At 70.4% G+C, this 16728-nt stretch carries 17 protein-coding genes and 1 riboswitch; of the genes, 7 read left to right on the top strand and 10 right to left on the bottom strand.

The features are described 5' to 3' along the window. Nucleotides 1-6 precede the first annotated feature (6 nt). On the top strand, nt 7-858 hold the full coding sequence (gene ypfJ, locus AC1RN5_RS14670) for a KPN_02809 family neutral zinc metallopeptidase (RefSeq protein WP_493041887.1): 852 nt from the start codon (nt 7-9) through the stop codon (nt 856-858). Here the strand turns inward: ypfJ and cuyB are convergent. The 3 genes from cuyB to AC1RN5_RS14685 are packed head-to-tail and all read right to left on the bottom strand — an operon-like array spanning nt 847 to nt 2981. Beyond that, on the bottom strand, nt 847-1542 hold the full coding sequence (gene cuyB, locus AC1RN5_RS14675; protein ID WP_493041888.1) for a cysteate racemase: 696 nt from the start codon (nt 1540-1542) through the stop codon (nt 847-849). The genes ypfJ and cuyB overlap by 12 nt on opposite strands. Further along, nucleotides 1539-2543 (bottom strand): D-cysteate sulfo-lyase, encoded by a 1005-nt coding sequence (gene cuyA / locus AC1RN5_RS14680; RefSeq protein WP_493041889.1) that lies wholly within the window; start codon nt 2541-2543, stop codon nt 1539-1541. The genes cuyB and cuyA overlap by 4 nt, the downstream gene beginning before the upstream one ends. A gap of 54 nt (nt 2544-2597) precedes the next feature. Then, nucleotides 2598-2981 carry a DUF6491 family protein gene (locus AC1RN5_RS14685; protein ID WP_493041890.1) on the bottom strand — a complete coding sequence of 128 codons (384 nt, stop codon included), beginning with the start codon at nt 2979-2981 and terminating at the stop codon, nt 2598-2600. 72 nt (nt 2982-3053) lie between these two features. Further along, nucleotides 3054-3161, top strand: a riboswitch (TPP riboswitch). Between the two features lie 55 nt (nt 3162-3216). Between AC1RN5_RS14685 and thiC the strand changes: the two genes are divergently transcribed. Both thiC and AC1RN5_RS14695 read left to right on the top strand, forming a co-directional pair. Beyond that, on the top strand, nt 3217-5040 hold the full coding sequence (gene thiC / locus AC1RN5_RS14690; protein WP_493041891.1) for a phosphomethylpyrimidine synthase ThiC: 1824 nt from the start codon (nt 3217-3219) through the stop codon (nt 5038-5040). Nucleotides 5041-5070: 30 nt separating this feature from the next. After that, complete coding sequence (locus AC1RN5_RS14695) at nt 5071-5796, top strand: pentapeptide repeat-containing protein (protein WP_493041892.1); 726 nt, start codon at nt 5071-5073, stop codon at nt 5794-5796. On the opposite strand, the gene AC1RN5_RS14700 is transcribed toward AC1RN5_RS14695, so the two are convergent. The 4 genes from AC1RN5_RS14700 to coaD form a co-directional block, all read right to left on the bottom strand. Further along, nucleotides 5793-6023, bottom strand: coding sequence for a hypothetical protein (locus AC1RN5_RS14700; RefSeq protein WP_493041893.1), 231 nt, complete (start codon nt 6021-6023; stop codon nt 5793-5795). The genes AC1RN5_RS14695 and AC1RN5_RS14700 overlap by 4 nt on opposite strands. Nucleotides 6024-6153: 130 nt before the next feature. Then, nucleotides 6154-6408 carry a hypothetical protein gene (locus AC1RN5_RS14705; protein ID WP_493041894.1) on the bottom strand — a complete coding sequence of 85 codons (255 nt, stop codon included), beginning with the start codon at nt 6406-6408 and terminating at the stop codon, nt 6154-6156. A 92-nt stretch (nt 6409-6500) separates the two neighbouring features. Continuing rightward, nucleotides 6501-6977, bottom strand: a complete 477-nt coding sequence (locus tag AC1RN5_RS14710; protein ID WP_493041895.1) for an HtaA domain-containing protein — start codon at nt 6975-6977, stop codon at nt 6501-6503. A gap of 11 nt (nt 6978-6988) precedes the next feature. Continuing rightward, complete coding sequence (gene coaD / locus AC1RN5_RS14715) at nt 6989-7531, bottom strand: pantetheine-phosphate adenylyltransferase (RefSeq protein WP_493041896.1); 543 nt, start codon at nt 7529-7531, stop codon at nt 6989-6991. Nucleotides 7532-7632: 101 nt separating this feature from the next. On the opposite strand from coaD, the gene AC1RN5_RS14720 reads away from it, so the two are divergent. The 4 genes from AC1RN5_RS14720 to AC1RN5_RS14735 all read left to right on the top strand — a co-directional run bounded on the left by AC1RN5_RS14720 (nt 7633) and on the right by AC1RN5_RS14735 (nt 11029). Continuing rightward, nucleotides 7633-8160, top strand: a complete 528-nt coding sequence (locus tag AC1RN5_RS14720) for a phosphoglycerate mutase family protein (protein ID WP_493041897.1) — start codon at nt 7633-7635, stop codon at nt 8158-8160. 259 nt (nt 8161-8419) lie between these two features. Next, nucleotides 8420-9625, top strand: a complete 1206-nt coding sequence (locus AC1RN5_RS14725; RefSeq protein WP_493041899.1) for a saccharopine dehydrogenase family protein — start codon at nt 8420-8422, stop codon at nt 9623-9625. Nucleotides 9626-9630: 5 nt separating this feature from the next. After that, entirely contained in the window at nt 9631-10803 is a 1173-nt protein-coding gene (locus AC1RN5_RS14730; protein WP_493041900.1) for a carboxynorspermidine decarboxylase, read from the top strand. A 76-nt stretch (nt 10804-10879) separates the two neighbouring features. Beyond that, nucleotides 10880-11029 carry a lmo0937 family membrane protein gene (locus AC1RN5_RS14735; protein ID WP_493041901.1) on the top strand — a complete coding sequence of 50 codons (150 nt, stop codon included), beginning with the start codon at nt 10880-10882 and terminating at the stop codon, nt 11027-11029. A gap of 16 nt (nt 11030-11045) precedes the next feature. On the opposite strand, the gene AC1RN5_RS14740 is transcribed toward AC1RN5_RS14735, so the two are convergent. The 3 genes from AC1RN5_RS14740 to AC1RN5_RS14750 all read right to left on the bottom strand — a co-directional run bounded on the left by AC1RN5_RS14740 (nt 11046) and on the right by AC1RN5_RS14750 (nt 16679). Continuing rightward, a complete protein-coding gene (locus AC1RN5_RS14740) occupies nt 11046-12944 on the bottom strand; it encodes a methyl-accepting chemotaxis protein (protein ID WP_493041902.1) in 1899 nt (632 codons plus the stop codon). Nucleotides 12945-13083: 139 nt separating this feature from the next. Next, nucleotides 13084-14760, bottom strand: a complete 1677-nt coding sequence (locus AC1RN5_RS14745; protein WP_493041903.1) for a patatin-like phospholipase family protein — start codon at nt 14758-14760, stop codon at nt 13084-13086. A gap of 92 nt (nt 14761-14852) precedes the next feature. Then, complete coding sequence (locus AC1RN5_RS14750; protein ID WP_493041904.1) at nt 14853-16679, bottom strand: DUF885 domain-containing protein; 1827 nt, start codon at nt 16677-16679, stop codon at nt 14853-14855. Between the last annotated feature and the right edge of the window lie 49 nt (nt 16680-16728).

Consider the following 16728-nt stretch of genomic DNA (forward strand, 5'->3'; position numbering starts at 1 on the left):
ACGGCTATGCGTTGGCAAGGCGGACGGCGCGGCGGGAACATCGAGGATCGCCGGGGCCTCGGCCCTGTGGCGGTCGGCGGGGTCGGGATCGGCGGGTTGGTCCTGGCGGCCATCGGCTATTTCGTCTTTGGCATCGATCCCTCGACGACCCTCAGCGTGGTCAACCAGGCGGGCGGCGAAGCGCAGCAGCAGGAGGGGGTGCGCGGCACGCCCAAGGACGCCGACGCCCAGTTCGTCGACGTCATCGAGACCTCCACCAGCGACGTCTGGGGCCAGGTCTTCAAGGCCTCCAATCGCAGCTACGATCCGCCGGCCGGGGTGGTGATCTATGACCGCGCCACCGGCACCGGCTGCGGCATGGGCCAGTCGGCCATGGGGCCGTTCTATTGTCCGCAGGACCGCAAGGTCTATCTCGACCTGGCCTTCTGGCAGGAGCTTTCGGGCCGCTTCGGCGCCCAGGGCGACGCGGCGCGGGCCTATGTGATCGCCCACGAGATCGGCCACCACGTCCAGAACCTCACCGGCCAGATGGAGCGCTCCAAGCAGTACGGCGCGCGGGGTGAGGACTCCGGCTCGGTGCGGCTGGAATTGCAGGCCGACTGCTATGCCGGGGTCTGGGCGGCGCGGGCCTCCGAGGCCTCCGGCGGCCAGGTGGCCCTCGATCCCAAGGACGTGGAGGATGGCCTGCGCGCCGCCGCCGCCGTGGGGGACGACACCCTGCAGAAGCAATCCCAGGGTCGGGTCATGCCCGACGCCTTCACCCACGGCACCAGCGAGCAGCGGATGCGCTGGTTCCGGGCCGGCGTGCAGAACGGCGACCCGGCGTCCTGCGACACCTTCAGCGCATCACGACTCTAGAAGCGGGACGGGCTCGTAGCCCAGGCAGACCTCCACGCAGCGTTTGGCGAGCAGTTCGCCGGCGTCCAGCAGCGGCTTGCGCACATCCTTGGGGGACAGCACCAGGGGGACCTCGGTGCAGCCGGCGATGACGGCTTCGGCGCCTTCGGCCACCAGGATCTCGGCCAGGTCGGCCATGGCCTGGCGCACTTCCGGACCGAGGTCGCCGGTCTTGATCTTGGCCAGCAGGGTCATGAACCCCTCCTGGGCCTCGGCCGGCAGGGTCACCAGGCCCATGCCCTGGGCGGCGAGATATTCGCGATAGAGCCGGATGGCCTGCTTGGTGCCCAGCACCCCGGCCCGCCGCGCGCCGGTGTCGCGGGCGGCATGCGACGCCGTCTGGATCATGTCGATCAGCGGCAGGCCCGAGGCCCGTGTGATCAGGTCGGCGTGGGCGTGGGCGGTGTTGCAGGCGATGGCCAGAACCTCGGCCCCGGCCCCGTGCAGGGCGCCGGCCATCTCGGCCAGGACCGGTCCGGGCTTGGCGAAGGGATCGTTGCGGTCGGGCACCTGGGGGTTGATGTCGACGATGACCCGGATGTGATCCTTCTCCGACTTCACCGGGGTGAAGGCCTGGAGCTTGGCGAGGAAGTCGAGGGTGGCGGCCGGACCCATGCCGCCGAGGACGCCGAGGACGAGGCTCATTCCAGGTTTCCTTCCAGTTCCGAGGCGTAGCCGAACAGGCCCTGGGCGCCGCCGGTGTGCAGGAAGACCACCGTCTCGTCCCGGAAGGCGCCGGCCTTGCTGAGCGCGATCAGGCCCTTCATGGCCTTGCCGGTATAGACCGGGTCCAGCAGCAGGGCCTCGGTGCGGGCCACCAGCTTCAGGCCCTCGATCACCGCCTCGTCGATCAGGCCGTAGCCTGCGCCGACATAGTCGCAGTTGGCCACCGTCATCTCGCGGGTGACTCGGTCGGGGTGGCCCAGCAGGGTCGCGGTCTCCACGGCCAGCTTGTGGACATTGGCCTCCTGCACGTCCCGGGGGGCGCGGACCCCGACGCCCAGAATCGGAATATCGGCGCCCATCAGGGCCAGGCCCGCCACCAGTCCGGCATGGGTGCCGGCGCTGCCGGTGGCGGTGACTATGCGGTCGATGACGATCCCCTGCTCGTCGGCCTGGCGCACTAGCTCGATGGCGCAGTCCACATAGCCCAGGGCGCCGATGGCGTTGGAGCCGCCGCCCGGGATCACATAGGGGATCCCGCCGCGGGCGCGGACCTCCTCGGCGACCTCGGCCAGGGCGGCGGTCATGTCGGTTCCGGCCGGGACCCTTCGCAACTGGCCCCCCAACAGGCGGTCCAGCAGGACATTGCCCGAGGTGTTGTAGTCGAGGGCCTTCGAGCCGGTGCGTTCCTCCAGGATGATCTCGCAGGCCAGGCCGAAATGGGCGGCGGCGGCCGCGGTCTGGCGCACGTGGTTGGACTGCACGGCGCCCTGGGTCACCAGGGTGTCGCAGCCCTGGTCCAGGGCGTCGCCGAGCAGGAATTCCAGCTTGCGGGTCTTGTTGCCGCCCCCGGCCAGACCCGTGCAGTCGTCGCGCTTGACCCACAGCTCGGGGCCGCCCAGGGCCGCGCTCAGGCGGGGCATGGGCTCCAGCGGCGTGGGCAGGTGCGCGAAACGGGCGCGGGGAAAGCGGGCCAGGTGCATGGAGGTCTCCTCGATCCCCTGCCTAGCACGGCCGGCGCGGGGTTCGCGAGACGCTTAGGGCTTCAGCTTGGGGGGCAGGGCGGCGATCTGGGCCGGGGTCAGCTTGGTGATCTTGTTGACGATGCAGGGCGACAGGCCGATGGCGCCGGCGACCTTCAGGTCCAGGTCGATGGGCTGGCAGATGAAGTCGTTGCCGCGGCTCTCGATCACCAGGGGATCGCCAAAATTGGCCCCGGCCAGGCAGGCCCCGGCCATGTCGATCCGGTAGACGTCCTTGCGGGCCACCCCGACATAGAGGGTCTTGGGGTCGCCGACCGTGTGGCCGTTCATCTGGCTGACGCGGAAGCATTGCCGGGCCGGGGCGGGATCGGCGGCCAGGGCCGGGGCGGCGGCGCTCAGGGTCGCGGCGGCCAGCAGAAGGGGGAGGAGGCGGGTCATGGGGGTGATCCTTGCGGGTGACGGAAGATCAGCGCCCCAGGATGGCATTTGTCGGGCGCCTCAGCTAGCGTGAGGGCTTCTCCGGGGAGTCGCCGCAGCGGCTGAGAGGCGGGTTCGTCCCCGCGACCCGCCGAACCTGATCCGGGTCATGCCGGCGAAGGGAGGGAACGCGGGCGACCGCACGACCACTCTGCGCGACACGTCCGGGTCTCCTTACCAAGGCAGGAGCCCGCGCATGAACATCCAGACCCCCGTCCCCAGCAATGGCGCCATCCCCACCGGGGAGCGGCCCGGTTCGCGCAAGGTCTATCAGGCCGGCGTGCTGTGGCCCGACATCCGGGTCCCCTTCCGCGAGGTGGCGGTCCACCCCAGCGCCAACGAGCCGCCGGTGACAATCTACGACCCGTCCGGGCCCTATACCGACCCGGCCGCCAGCATCGATATCGACAAGGGGCTGCCGAAGACCCGCGAGCCCTGGGTGGTCTCCCGGGGCGACGTGGAGGTGGTGGCCGAGCCACGGGCGGTGAAGCCCGAGGACAATGGCGGCGCGGCGGGCGCCCACCTGGCGCCGGCCTTCACCGCCCCCCGCCGGGTCTACCGCGCCAAGGGCGCCGGCTCCGTCACCCAGATGGACTATGCGCGGCGCGGGATCATCACCCCGGAGATGGAGTACGTGTCCATCCGCGAGAACCTGCGCCGCGGCGAGGGCGACGGCTTCCTCCGCGACGGCGAGGACTTCGGGGCCGAGATTCCGGACGTCTGCACCCCGGAATTCGTGCGCTCCGAGGTCGCTCGAGGCCGGGCGATCATCCCGGCCAACATCAACCATACCGAGCTGGAGCCGATGGCTATCGGCCGCAATTTCCTGGTGAAGATCAACGCCAATATCGGCAACTCCGCGGTGCTCTCCACCGTGGCCGACGAGGTGGACAAGATGGTCTGGGCCATCCGCTGGGGGGCCGACACGGTGATGGACCTGTCCACCGGCCGCAACATCCACAACATCCGCGACTGGATCATCAGGAACAGTCCCGTGCCGATCGGGACGGTGCCGATCTACCAGGCCCTGGAGAAGGTGGACGGCGTCGCCGAGGACCTGACCTGGGAGGTGTTCCGCGACACCCTGATCGAGCAGGCCGAGCAGGGGGTGGACTACTTCACCATCCACGCTGGGGTGCGGCTGGCCTATGTGCCGCTGACCGCCAGGCGGGTGACGGGGATCGTCTCCCGCGGCGGGTCGATCATGGCCAAGTGGTGCCTGGCCCACCACAAGGAGAACTTCCTCTACGAGCACTTCGAGGACATTTGCCAGATCATGCGGGCCTACGACGTGTCCTTCAGCCTGGGCGACGGGCTGCGGCCAGGCTCCATCGCCGACGCCAATGACGCCGCCCAGTTCGCCGAGCTGGAGACCCTGGGCGAGCTGACCCAGGTGGCCTGGAAGCACGGGGTCCAGACCATGATCGAGGGCCCCGGCCATGTGCCGATGCACAAGATCAAGGCCAACATGGACAAGCAGCTGAAGGTCTGCGGCGAGGCGCCCTTCTACACCCTCGGCCCGCTCACCACCGACATCGCGCCGGGCTACGACCACATCACCAGCGGCATCGGGGCGGCCATGATCGGCTGGTTCGGGACGGCCATGCTCTGCTACGTGACCCCCAAGGAGCACCTGGGCCTGCCCGACCGCGAGGACGTCAAGCAAGGCGTGATCACCTACAAGATCGCCGCCCACGCCGCCGACCTGGCCAAGGGCCATCCGACGGCGCGCGCCTGGGACGACGCCCTGTCCCGGGCCCGGTTCGAGTTCCGCTGGGAGGACCAGTTCAACCTGGGCCTCGATCCGGAGACGGCGCGGGAATACCACGACGAAAGCCTGCCCAAGGAGGCCTTCAAGACCGCGCACTTCTGCTCCATGTGCGGGCCCAAGTTCTGCTCCATGAAGATCAGCCAGGAGATCCGCGAGACCGCGGCGCGGCAGAACGACGTGGCGGAGGGCATGGCGGAGATGAGCGCCAAATTCCGGGCGGCGGGGGGCGAGATTCAGGTCAAGCTCTGAACACCTGTCGGTCGTCGCGGATGGAAGAAAATGGCTTTTGCAGGCGGGGCGACCGACGAAGACCTGTCGAACGCCGACTGGACCGACGCGGACTGCACCGATGCGGTGTTCGTGGGCTGCACGATCGAGGGGGCGCAGTTCTCGGGGACAGTGCTGGAAGGCAGTCAATTCAAGGGCTGCCGCATCCTGGGCGCCCGGTTCGCCAGCGCCAACCTGCGCGACGCGCACTTCGAGGCCTGCGTGTTCGCGCAGGGCCAACATGGGCCGACATTTGCCCATTGCGGTCTCGATGAGGTGCGCTTCACGCGGTGTGACCTGTCCTTCGCGCGGTTCGAGAGGTCGAGCCTGTATGGCGCGCAGTTCGAGACCTGCAACCTGCGGGGCGCGGCCTTCGTGGGGGCGGACTTCAGCCGCGCCTTCGGGCGCAAGGTGATCCGCACCCAGGTGTCGTTCTCGGGCTGCAGCCTGGAGCTGGCCGACCTCGCCCAAGCGCGGCTGTCCGGCGCCGACCTGACCAATGTCTCGCTGCGCGAGACCGACCTGCGGGAGGCCGACCTGACCGGGGCGGACATGCGCAACTGCGATCTTTTTCAGGCTTTGACAGGGGGCGCCAGGATGGCCGATGCAGACCTGCGCGGCGCGGAGGTCAGCGGCCTGAACCTGTCAGGCCTGGCCAGCTGCGGGGGCATGAAGATCGATGTGGGCCAGCAATATCGGCTGCTGACCGCCCTCGGCCTGGACGTCTACGCCGACTAGCGGCGGTCGTCGTCCTGACGGGCCTTGACCTTGACCCGCTCGGGCTTGGGCCAGGAGCGGAGCATCACCACCAGCATGGAGGAGCCGAGGATCGCCGCCAGGCCTGACAGGCCCTGGGCCGTGTCCATGCCGATCGCGGCTTGGCGGCCCACCAGGGCGCTGGCCAGGATCACGAAGGCCATGGCGGCGCGTTCGGCGGAAAGGCGGGCGGCGATCGATCTGAGCATGGGTTCTCCTATGCCCTCCAGTTGACGTACGCTGTCAGGGTCGTCCGTCACGGTAAATATGGAATGTGGTCGGCCTGCGGCGAGTGGTCACGCTTGAGGCGGCCGGGAGACCCGATCGCCGGGTTTCGCGTCAGTCGTCCTGACGGGCCGTGACCTTGGCGGCGACCGGGGCGATCCGCACCCAGACGGCCACGGTCACCGAGCCCAGCACCGCCGTGGCCGCGCCGGCCCACTGGATCGCGTCCATGCCCTGGGCGGCGTAGCGGCCGGCCAGCAGGCTGACCACGAAGACCAGGATGGCGGAGCTCCATTCGGCTCCGGTGCGCGAAAACAGCGTGTTCAGCATGGGGGTCCCTTGGCGGCCCGGATGTCGGTAGGCGCTCATAGGGTCATATCTGTAAGGGATTCGCGATGCGGCATGGCCGCGCATCGGCAATCCGCAAAGGGAAGAAGGACAGGGTCGGCGCCGCCGGGGTGCTACCCCCCCACCGTCAGCCGCACCGGATCCAGCGGCGCGCCGGCCGGGTAGTGGTCGCCGAGCCATTGGCTGCCGAACATCATCAGGGCGGCCGGGAGGATGAGGCCGCCGGTGGGATCGAGGGCCGGGGCGGCGAGGTCGAGTTTCGCGGCCTCCAGGCGCCAGGTGCGGGTGGGGTGGTCGGCGACGGTGAGGATGGCCCCGGCCTCGCCGATCTCCAGGATGGGGTCGACCAGGGAAATCTTGAGCATGCCGCCATGGGCGGTGAACTGAACCTCGCCCAGGAAGAGGCCGCGCCCCGCCAAGCGCCCCTCGGGGTCCAGGGTCAGGCTGCTGTCCGGTGCGGCGGCGAAGGTGAAGCCGCCGTCGGCCGCGCGGGCGGCGCCGGCTCCGGCCTCGATGGTCCCGCCCGCGCCCTCGACATAGGCGCGGAAGCTCTGTTTCACGCCCCAGGTCAGGGCCGTCACGGTGCGCATGGCTGGGCTCCTCAACTCAACAATTCGCGCCGCGCGGCGAAGGCCGCTTCGACGCAGGGCATGACCAGCCAGCCGATGCTCTCGCCCACGGAGTCCAGCTCCTTGGCGGTGCTGGAGGAGACGTGGAGGAACTGGGATTCGCAGATGAAGTGAACCATCAGCACCCTGGGGTCGATGCGGCCGGCGACGCCGTGCAGGTTGAACTCGTCGTTGAAGTCGCTGGCCTCGCGCAGGCCGCGCACGATGTGGGTGGCGCCGATCTGGTGGGCGTAGGCGATCAGGCTGCGGTCGGTGTATTCGCTGACCTCCAGGGCGCCGCCGAACAGGTTCCCGGGTCCCGTGGCGGCCTCCGGCCACAGCTCGGTGATGGAATCGACGATCAGGCGCTCGCTCTCCTCGACCCCGAAGGTACGCACCTTCCTGACATTGAAGCCGATGGCGACGTGGACGGCGTCGAAGGTCATCAGGGCCTTGCCGATGATGTCGAGGTGGCCGCGGGTGACGGGGTCGAAGGAGCCCGCATAGAGCGCCTTGGTGGCGCCGGACTTACGCATGTGAGGACCTCGAACCCTTGCCTGAGGCGGGGAGAGTTCCGCGATGCGGACCGATTGCGCAAGCCTGGGCGCGTTCGCGGACTTCACGGTAAGGTCAGGCCATGATTCATCGCCTCCTGCTCGCGGCCCTGGCGGCCGCCGTCGTCGCCCTGCCGGCCCAGGCCCAGACGGTGGTTCTGGTGCGCCATGCGGAGAAGGCCGGCCCCACCGGCGACGTCGATCTGTCGGCGGCGGGCCAGGCCCGGGCCCAGGCCCTGGCGGGCGCCCTGTCCGGCGCCAAGGTCTCCCTGGTGATCGCCACGCCCCTGAAGCGCACGGCCCAGACCGCCCAGCCGGCGGCGCAGGCGGCGGGGGTGGAGATCACCGCCATCGACTTTGCGGGCGGGGACGCCGCGCACGCCCGGCGGGTCGCCGAGCGGGCCCGCCAGGCGCCGGCCGGGGCGACGGTGCTGATCGTGGCCCACAGCAACACCCTGACCGAGATCGCCCGCGCCCTCGGCGACCCGGCGCCCCTGGTGCTCACCGACTGCGACTACGACACCCTGACGGTGCTGGAGCTGGGCGGGGCCGCGACCCGCGCCCTGCACACGCGCTACGGCGCGCCGACCCAGAGCTGTCCCACCCCCTAGGCCGCACCGGGTCCGGCCTGGGCGCGATCCCATGGGGCGGTTCGGGGGAAGGGGCGAGCGGCCCATTCTGAGGAGAGGTGAGCGTATTCCGCCGTCCGCCCGAGCCGGCGAGCGATTCGCGAGGCGGCCCGGGACCCGAAACAGAGCTGGGCCGTTTCAGGTGGTTAGCGGTCGCGTCGCCGTCGTGATACTCCCCCCGCCAACGCCGCCGTCGGGCGGCCAATTTCCACAAGCTTGTTCCGCGTCAGAAGGGGCACAGATGAGTAGGGTGCTTGTTATCGGCGCTGGCGGCGTGGGTTCCGTGGCCGTCCACAAGATGGCCATGAACCCCGATGTGTTCTCGCACATCACCCTGGCCAGCCGCCGCCGCGAGAAGTGCGACGACATCGCCGCCTCGGTGAAGGCGCGCACCGGCGTCGCCATCGAGACCGCGCAGCTGGACGCCGACGACATCGCCGCCACCACGGCGCTGATCAAGGCCGTGAAGCCCGCCGTGGTGGTGAACCTGGCCCTGCCCTATCAGGACCTGGCGATCATGGAGGCCTGCCTGGCGGCGGGGGTGAACTATCTCGACACCGCCAACTACGAGCCGCGCGACGAGGCCAAGTTCGAATACCGCTGGCAGTGGGCCTATCAGGAGCGGTTCAAGGCCGCCGGCCTGATGGCCCTGCTGGGCTGCGGCTTCGATCCGGGCGTGACCTCGGTCTTCACCACCTATGTCGCCAAGCACCTGCTGGACGGGATCGAGACCCTGGACATCCTGGACTGCAACGGCGGCGACCACGGCCACCCGTTCGCCACCAACTTCAATCCCGAGATCAATATCCGCGAGGTCACCGCGCCGTCCCGGCACTGGGAGAACGGGGCCTGGGTGGAGGGGCCGGCGCTGGCCCAGAAGCAGGTCTTCGATTTCGACCAGGTGGGCCCGCGCAACATGTACCTGATGTACCACGAGGAGCTGGAGTCGCTGGCCCGGTTCTATCCGGAGATCAAGCGCATCCGCTTCTGGATGACCTTCGGGGACTCATACCTGAAGCACCTGGAGGTGCTGACCAATATCGGCATGACGCGGATCGACCCGGTGATGTTCGAGGGCCGCGAGATCGTGCCCCTGCAGTTCCTCAAGGCGCTGCTGCCGGAGCCCTCGTCCCTGGGGCCGGTGACCAAGGGCAAGACCAATATCGGGGTCATCGCCACCGGCGCGAAGGATGGGGCGAAGAAGACCGTCTACATCCTCAACATCTGCGACCACGAGGCGGCCTATGCCGAGACCGGCAGCCAGGCGGTGAGCTACACCACCGGGGTTCCGGCCATGATCGGGGCGGCCCTGATGCTGACCGGACAGTGGAAGGGCGAGGGCGTGTTCAACATGGAGCAGCTGGATCCCGACCCCTTCATGGACCTGCTGAACCGGCAGGGGCTGCCCTGGCAGGTCAAGGACCTGCCGGCCCCTCTGGCCTTCTGACCGGCATGGAGACCCAGGCCGGCGGTCCGGGCGCCTTCGCGCGGTTCGATCTTTCCCGCACGCCCTCGCCCTGCTTCGTGGTGGATGAGGCCGCCGTGGCGCGGAACCTGGCGGTCCTGAAGGACGTGGGCGCGCGGGGCGGGGCCAGGGTGCTGCTGGCCCTGAAGGCCTTTTCCATGTGGGCCCTGGCCGACCTGGTGGGGGATTATCTGGACGGGGTCTGCGCCTCGGGCCTGTGGGAGGCGAGGCTGGCCCGTGAGCACTATCGCGGGGAGCTGACCACCTATGCGCCGGCCTACAAGGCGGCCGACCTGCCCGAGATCCTCAAGCTGTCGGACACGGTAATCTTCAATTCGCCCGACCAGATCGCGCGGTTCGCCCCGCTGATCGCCAGCGCGCGGGCTGCCGGCGAGGTGTTCGAGATCGGCCTGAGGCTGAACCCCGAGCACAGCGAGGCCGAGGTGGCGAAGTACGATCCCTGCCAGGCCGGATCACGGTTGGGCTTCCCGGTCTCGCAGCTGCGGCCCGAGCACCTGGAGGGGGTGGACGGTCTGCACCTCCACGCCCTGTGCGAGCAGGGGTTTCCGCCCCTGGCGCGGATCTGGGCGTCCCTGGAGCCGAAGCTGGCGGGGATGCTGCCCGGGCTGAAGTGGCTGAACCTCGGCGGCGGCCACCACGTCACCCGGAGCGACTACGACATCGAGGGGCTGGTCGCCTTCCTGCGCGCGATCACCGCGCGGCACGGGGTGGAGGTCTATCTGGAGCCCGGCGAGGCCATCGCGCTCGACGCCGGCATCCTGGTGGGGGAGGTGCTGGACAGCTTCGACAACGGCATGGCCGTGGCGATCACCGACATCTCCGCCACCTGCCACATGCCCGACGTCATCGAGGCGCCGTACCGGCCGGCCCTGCTGGGGGAGGTCGAGCAGGGCGTGAGCGTGCGGCTGGGCGGGCCGTCGTGCCTGGCCGGCGACATCATCGGCGACTATCTGTTCGCCAACCCGCCCCAGCCGGGAGAGCGGATCGCCTTCCTCGACCAGGCGCACTATTCGATGGTCAAGACCAACACCTTCAACGGGGTGCCCCTGCCGGCCATCGCGCTCTGGAACAGCGACACCGACGCCCTGCGGCTGGTGCGCCAGTTCGACTACGCCGAGTTCCGCGACCGGCTGTCCTGAGGGCTGGAACCTCCGCCCCGGTCAGGCTTTGCCCCCTGGACCTCGCCGGTTATCGGCGACCCAAGGGATCGCCGCCATGCTCGCAACCATCGCCATCGTGCTTCTCGTCCTGTGGCTGCTCGGCTTCTTCGCGTTCCACGTGACGACGGCGGCGATCCACGTCCTGCTGCTGATCGCCCTGGTGATGGTGGTCCTGCACTTCTTCCGCGGCCGCCGATCGCTCTGAGGGCGGCCCCCGAGGCCTAGAACTCTTCCCAGCCCTCGGCCTGCGGACGGCGCACGGCGCCGCCGGCGCGGCTGACGGTCTTCATCGCCATCGCGGCGGGCTTGCGCGCGGGCGCCGTGTCGAGCGCCACACCGGTGTTGAAGCGGCTGATGGAGCCGGCCAGGACGTCGGCCTCGTTGCGCAGGGCGTGGCTGGCCGCCGTGCTCTCCTCCACCATGGCGGCGTTCTGCTGGGTGAGCTGGTCCATCTGGTTCACCGCGGTGCTGACCTGCGCCAGGCCCGTGGCCTGCTCCTGGGCGCCGGCGGCCATCTCGGTGACCAGGCTGTCGATGTCGGCCACTTTCTCGATGATCCGCTGCAGGCTCTCGCCGGTCTGGCCCACCAGGCGCACGCCGGTCTCCACCTGACGCGAGGAGGCGCCGATCAGGGCCTTGATCTCCTTGGCGGCGTCGGCCGAGCGCTGGGCGAGCGCCCGGACCTCGGAGGCGACCACGGCGAAGCCCTTGCCGGACTCCCCGGCCCGGGCGGCCTCGACCCCGGCGTTGAGGGCCAGCAGGTTGGTCTGGAAGGCGATCTCGTCGATGACGCCGATGATGGCGCTGATCTCGCGGGCCGAGCCCTCGATGGCGCTCATGGCCTCGACGGCCTGGCGGACCACGTCGCCGCTGGTCTGGGCGTCGCCGCGGGCGGCCTGGACCACCTGGGCGCAGGAGATGGCGCCGCTGGCCGAGCGCTGGACGGTGGAGGTGATCTGCTCCAGGGCCGCGGCGGTCTCCTCGAGACTGGCGGCCTGCTGCTCGGTGCGGCGCGACAGGTGGTCGGTGGCGACGGTGATCTCGCCCGAGCCGTTGCGGATGCCGCGGACATTGCCCACCACGATGGTCATCGCCTCCTGCAGCTGGCCGATGGCGGCGTTGAAGTCGCTCTTCAGCTTGGCGTAGTCCTCGGGGAAGGCCTCGGCGATGCGGTGGGTGAGGTCGCCGCGGCTGAGGTGCTCCAGGCCGCCGGCCAGGGACGCCACGACGGCGGCCTGCTCGGCGGCGGCGCGGGCCTTGGCCGCCTCGGTGGCGGCGCGCGCCTCCTCGGCGGCGCGGCGCTGCTCGGCGCTCATGCCCTCCAGGCGCAGCTTCTCGACGCCCGCCTCCTTGAAGACGGCCACGGCCTCGGCCATCAGGCCCACCTCGTCGCGGCGGCCCTGGGCGGGGATCTCGACGGTGAAGTCGCCGGAGGCCAGCCGGCGCATGGCGCTGGTCATGGCGGTGACGGGGCCGGCGATGGCGCGGGTGAGCCAGAGGCCCACCGTCACGGCGATCAGCAGGCCGAGGGCCAGACCGGCGGCCAGGCTGAGATAGGCGTTGCGGGTGGTGGCGGCCTGGGAGGTCGCCAGGCCCGCCAGGCGCTGGGTCTCGGCGTCGAAGATGGCCTCGATGCCGTCCTCGGCCGGGGCGATGAGGCCGTCGGCCGCGCCGTCGGGGGAGATCATGTCCACCGCCTGCTGGCGGGTGGCGGGATCGGCGGCCAGGGCCTGGCCGGCCTCGACGATCTCGCTGTGCCAGCGGTCGGCGGCCGCCCCGATGGCGCCCAGGGTCTCAAGCTCCTTGGGGGTGTCGGCCAGCAGGGGCGCGGCGGCGTCCAGGCGCTTCTTGAAGTTGGCTCGGTGCTTGGCGATGCGCTCGACATAGTAGGGGTTCGCCGAGAGCAGGAAGCCGCGATAGCTGTTCTCCTGGCGGGCCAGGTAGAACTTCGCCTCGTTGAGGATCTGGATGGTCTGGCGGCTCTCGTCGGTCTCCCGGCGGGCCGTCTCCAGGGACTGGAAGGACAGGAAGGTGGCCGCGCCCATCCCGGCCATGGTCAGGGTGACGGCGGCGAAGCCTGCGGTGAGCTTGCGGGAAATCTTGAGGTTGTTGAACGACATGGGAGTTCCCGCCTTGCGGCCGGCGTCGCGACGGCCTCGTCCTTGGCAATCTCGCGTTTACCTTGACGAGGCTGACGGAAAGGTTACCCACCGGCGCCTGGGCCGGGCCTGCGACAGCGCGCCACAGGCGGCGCGGGGTTCAGCGCCGCAGGCCTGACAGATGGTCGGCGGCGGCCATGGCGGCGCGGTAGCCGGCGTCCACGGCCAGGTCGTAGGCCTTCCAGTCCTGCAGCCCGACCCCCGTGACCCGGGGGGTGATCCGCACCACGTCGTCGCGCACCAGGGCCGTGGCGGTGACGCTGGGCATGGTGGCCGAGCGGATCAGCACCGAGACGATCGGCGGCCCCCGCAGCCAGGCGCCGGAGGCGAGCCAGCGCCAGCCGGAGGGCTTGAGCAACAGGTCGTCGGGCTTCAGGCCGTCGGCGCTGGAGACGTCGACCCCGATGGTCACCCCGTCGTGCTGCTCGCGCACCAGGTCCACCGGCAGGTTGCGCACCAGGGAGCCGTCCACCAGCACGTGACCGTCCTCCACCACCGGCGGCAGGACCCCCGGCAGGGACAGGGAGGCGCGCAGGGCCCGGCGCAACAGGCCCCGGCGGTGGACCCGCATGCCGCCGACGGTGAGGTCGGTGGAGACGCAGGTGAAGGGCCGCCACAGGTCGCCGATCTGGACCTCGCCGAAGTGGGTCTCCAGGCGGTGGTCCACCATGCGGCCCCGGGTCATGGCCAGGATGGGGAAGGCGATGTCCGACAGGGGGCTGGAGTCCACGAAGGCCTCGTGGATGCGGCGCTCCATCTCCGCGTTCTCCCAGCCCATGGTCAGGCCCGCGCCGATGACCGATCCCATGGAGGTGCCGGCCACGAAGTCGATGGGGACGCCCAGCTCGGCCAGGGCGCGCGCCACCCCCACATGGGCGTAGGCCCGGGCGCCGCCGCCCGAGAGCGCCAGGCCCACCGAGTTGCCGGTGTAGATGCGCGCCAGGCGGGCGAGGTCGGGCCCGTCGCCCTGGCGGATCTGGAACAGGCGCGAGGCCGGGACGGCGTCCAGCCAGGGCTCGGAATCGCGGGGCCGTCCGGTCCCGGCGGGGTGGACGCGGATGACGTCCAGCAGGCGCTGGTTGCGGATCGCCGGGGTGGCGAAGCCGATGGGGCCGGCGGGCGGCGGCGTCCGGGCGTCGGTCACCAGGATCAGGCGGTCGATCTGGCGGCCGCAATAGGTGGCGAAGTCGACCTCCCGGCGCTCGGCGGCCATCAGGACGAAATCGTGCTCCACCTCCAGGGCGTGGAGATAGGCCGGGGAGCTGTCGTCGGCCTCGGCGCCCACCACCGCGACCTCGGCGCCCAGGGCGCGCATGGCGAGCGCCAGGCGTTCCACCAGGTCGCGTAGGGCCAGTCCCTCGCTGATGGCCACGAACCCCAGGATCGCGCTCTTGCGCGGCTGGGCCGAGGGCGTGGCGCTCAGCCGCGCCAGGGCGGCCCGGGCCACGGCGGCCAGCAGGTCGGGGCGCTGCCCCAGCAGGGCGGCGGCGCGGGCGGCGGGGATCGCCTGCAGCTCGGAATCCCGCAGGGCGGTGATGGTGGTGCGGTGCAGGCCATCGCCCAGCAGCTGGGCCCCGCCGATCAGGGCGCCGGGCCGATGCACCGTCAGCAGCCGCCCGCCGCCCTCCACCGCCGGCTCCACCTCGGCCAGGCGTCCGGCGGTCAGCCGGTAGAGGGCCGCGACCGCCTCGCCGGCGTCCGCCAGCAGCGCCCCGCCCGGCAACAGCAGGGGTGAGCCCTCCGCGGCGAAGGCGTCGTCGAGGGCCTGGTTCGGCATGGGCCGGGACATCCGTAGGGTTGAGGCGCGGGCGGCCCGATCATCCCATCATTGCCACGGTGAAGCTATGGCGGCGGTCCTCGGCCCCGGGCCTATTTCTTCCGGGCGATATAGGCGTCGACCTGGGCCTCCAGGACGTCCAGGGGCAGGGCGCCGTTGGAGAGCACCACCTCGTGGTAGTCCTTGAGGTCGAACTTCGGGCCCAGGGCGGCCTCGGCCTTGGCGCGCAGCTGGGAGATCTTCAGCTGGCCGGTCTTGTAGCTGGTGGCCTGGCCGGGATTGGTGAAGTAGCGGTCGACCTCCGAGGCGATGTCGCGCTCGGAGTTCAGGGTGTTGTCGCGCATGTAGGCGATGGTCTGGTCGCGGGTCCAATGCTTGGCGTGGATGCCGGTGTCCACCACCAGGCGGGCGGCGCGCCAAAGCTCCAGGGACAGCCGGCCGAAGTCATTATAGGGGTCCTGGTAGAAGCCGGCCTCCTTGCCGAGCTTCTCGGCGTAGAGGCCCCAGCCCTCGATATAGGCGCCCTGGTAGGCGAAGCGGCGGAACATCGGCAGCTCGGCCTGCTCCATGGAGCGGGCGATCTGGAAGTGGTGGCCCGGCGCGCCCTCGTGATAGGCGATGGCCTCGATCTGGGGCTTCAGCACCTGGGTCATGTCCGACAGGTTGACGTAGAAGATGCCCGGCCGCGAGCCGTCGGGGGTCCCCGGATTGTAGAAGGCCACCGAGGCGGTCTTCTCGCGGAAGGGCTCGACGGCGCGGACCTCCAGGGCCTGCTTGGGCAGGTGGGAGAACTGCCGGGGCGCCACGGCCATGTAGTTGGCGATCAGCGCCTTGGCGTCGGCGAGGTACTGCTGCTTGCCGGCCGGGGTGTTGGGATAGTGGAACCTCGGGTCGGTCTTCACATAGGCGAAGAACTCGGCCAGCGAGCCCTTGAAGCCCACCTTGGTCTTGATGGCCTCCATCTCGCCGCGGATGCGGGCGACCTCCGACAGCCCCGTCTGGTGAATCTGGTCGGGGGTGAGGGTGGTGGTGGTGAAGAAGGCCACCATGTCGGCATAGTAGGCGTCGCCCTGGGGCATGGCCCAGACGCCGTTGACGCTGGTCGCCTTGGCCGACATGGCGCCGAGCGCGGCCAGGTAGCGCCGGTAGCCGCGCCGCCATTGCCCCTTCAGCGCCGCCTCGCCGTCGGCCAGCAGCCGGGCCTTGGTGGCTTCGTCGGTCTTGAGCGCGGCGACCTTGGTCTTGAAGTCGGCCCAGATGGCGTGGTCGGGGCCGGTGTCGAAGGGGGCGCCCTTGATCTGGTTCTGGGCGTCGGGGATGACGCGGCCGAAGACGAAGGCCGGGGGCAGGTAGCCCTTGGCGGTGCGCTCGTCGAGGTCGGCGGAGACCTCGCCGGCCACCCGCTCCACCGCCCGCAGGCGGGCGACATAGGCCTCGGCGTCGGCGACGGTGTCGACCCGGTGGTTGTTGATCAGCATGACCGGCAGGGCGTCCAGGGCGCCGCCGGTGGAGGAGACCGCATAGGTTTGCCAGTACCACTTGGTCAGGGTGGCCTGGGTGGCCACCGACTTGGCGAAGAGGTCGTAGGAGAGCTGGGACTCCGGGCTGAGCCGCGCGCGATCGAAGGTCTTCGTCATGCGGGCGAGCTGGGCCTGCGCCACCGCCAGGGCCTTGTCCTGGCCGGCCTTGGTGTAGTCGCCGAGTTCGCCGTAGCGCTCCTTCATGCCCAGCTGGGTGAGGGTCTCGGGGCTGAGGCGAGCGCTCTCCAGGAAGGCCTCCTGGAAGAAGGCCGCCAGGCGGGCGTCCTCCGAGACGGCCGGCGCCGCCGCGGCCGGCGCGGCGGCGGGCGTCTGGGCGTAGGCGGGCGCGCCGGCCAGGGCCGCGGTCAGGGCGAGGACGGAAAAGGCGGTGCGTAACATGAGGCCCCCAAGGTCACTTTGGCCGTGACCATAGGCGCCGAGGGAGGGA

It is taken from the genome of Phenylobacterium sp. GW821-FHT12F10 (genome assembly GCF_058806695.1).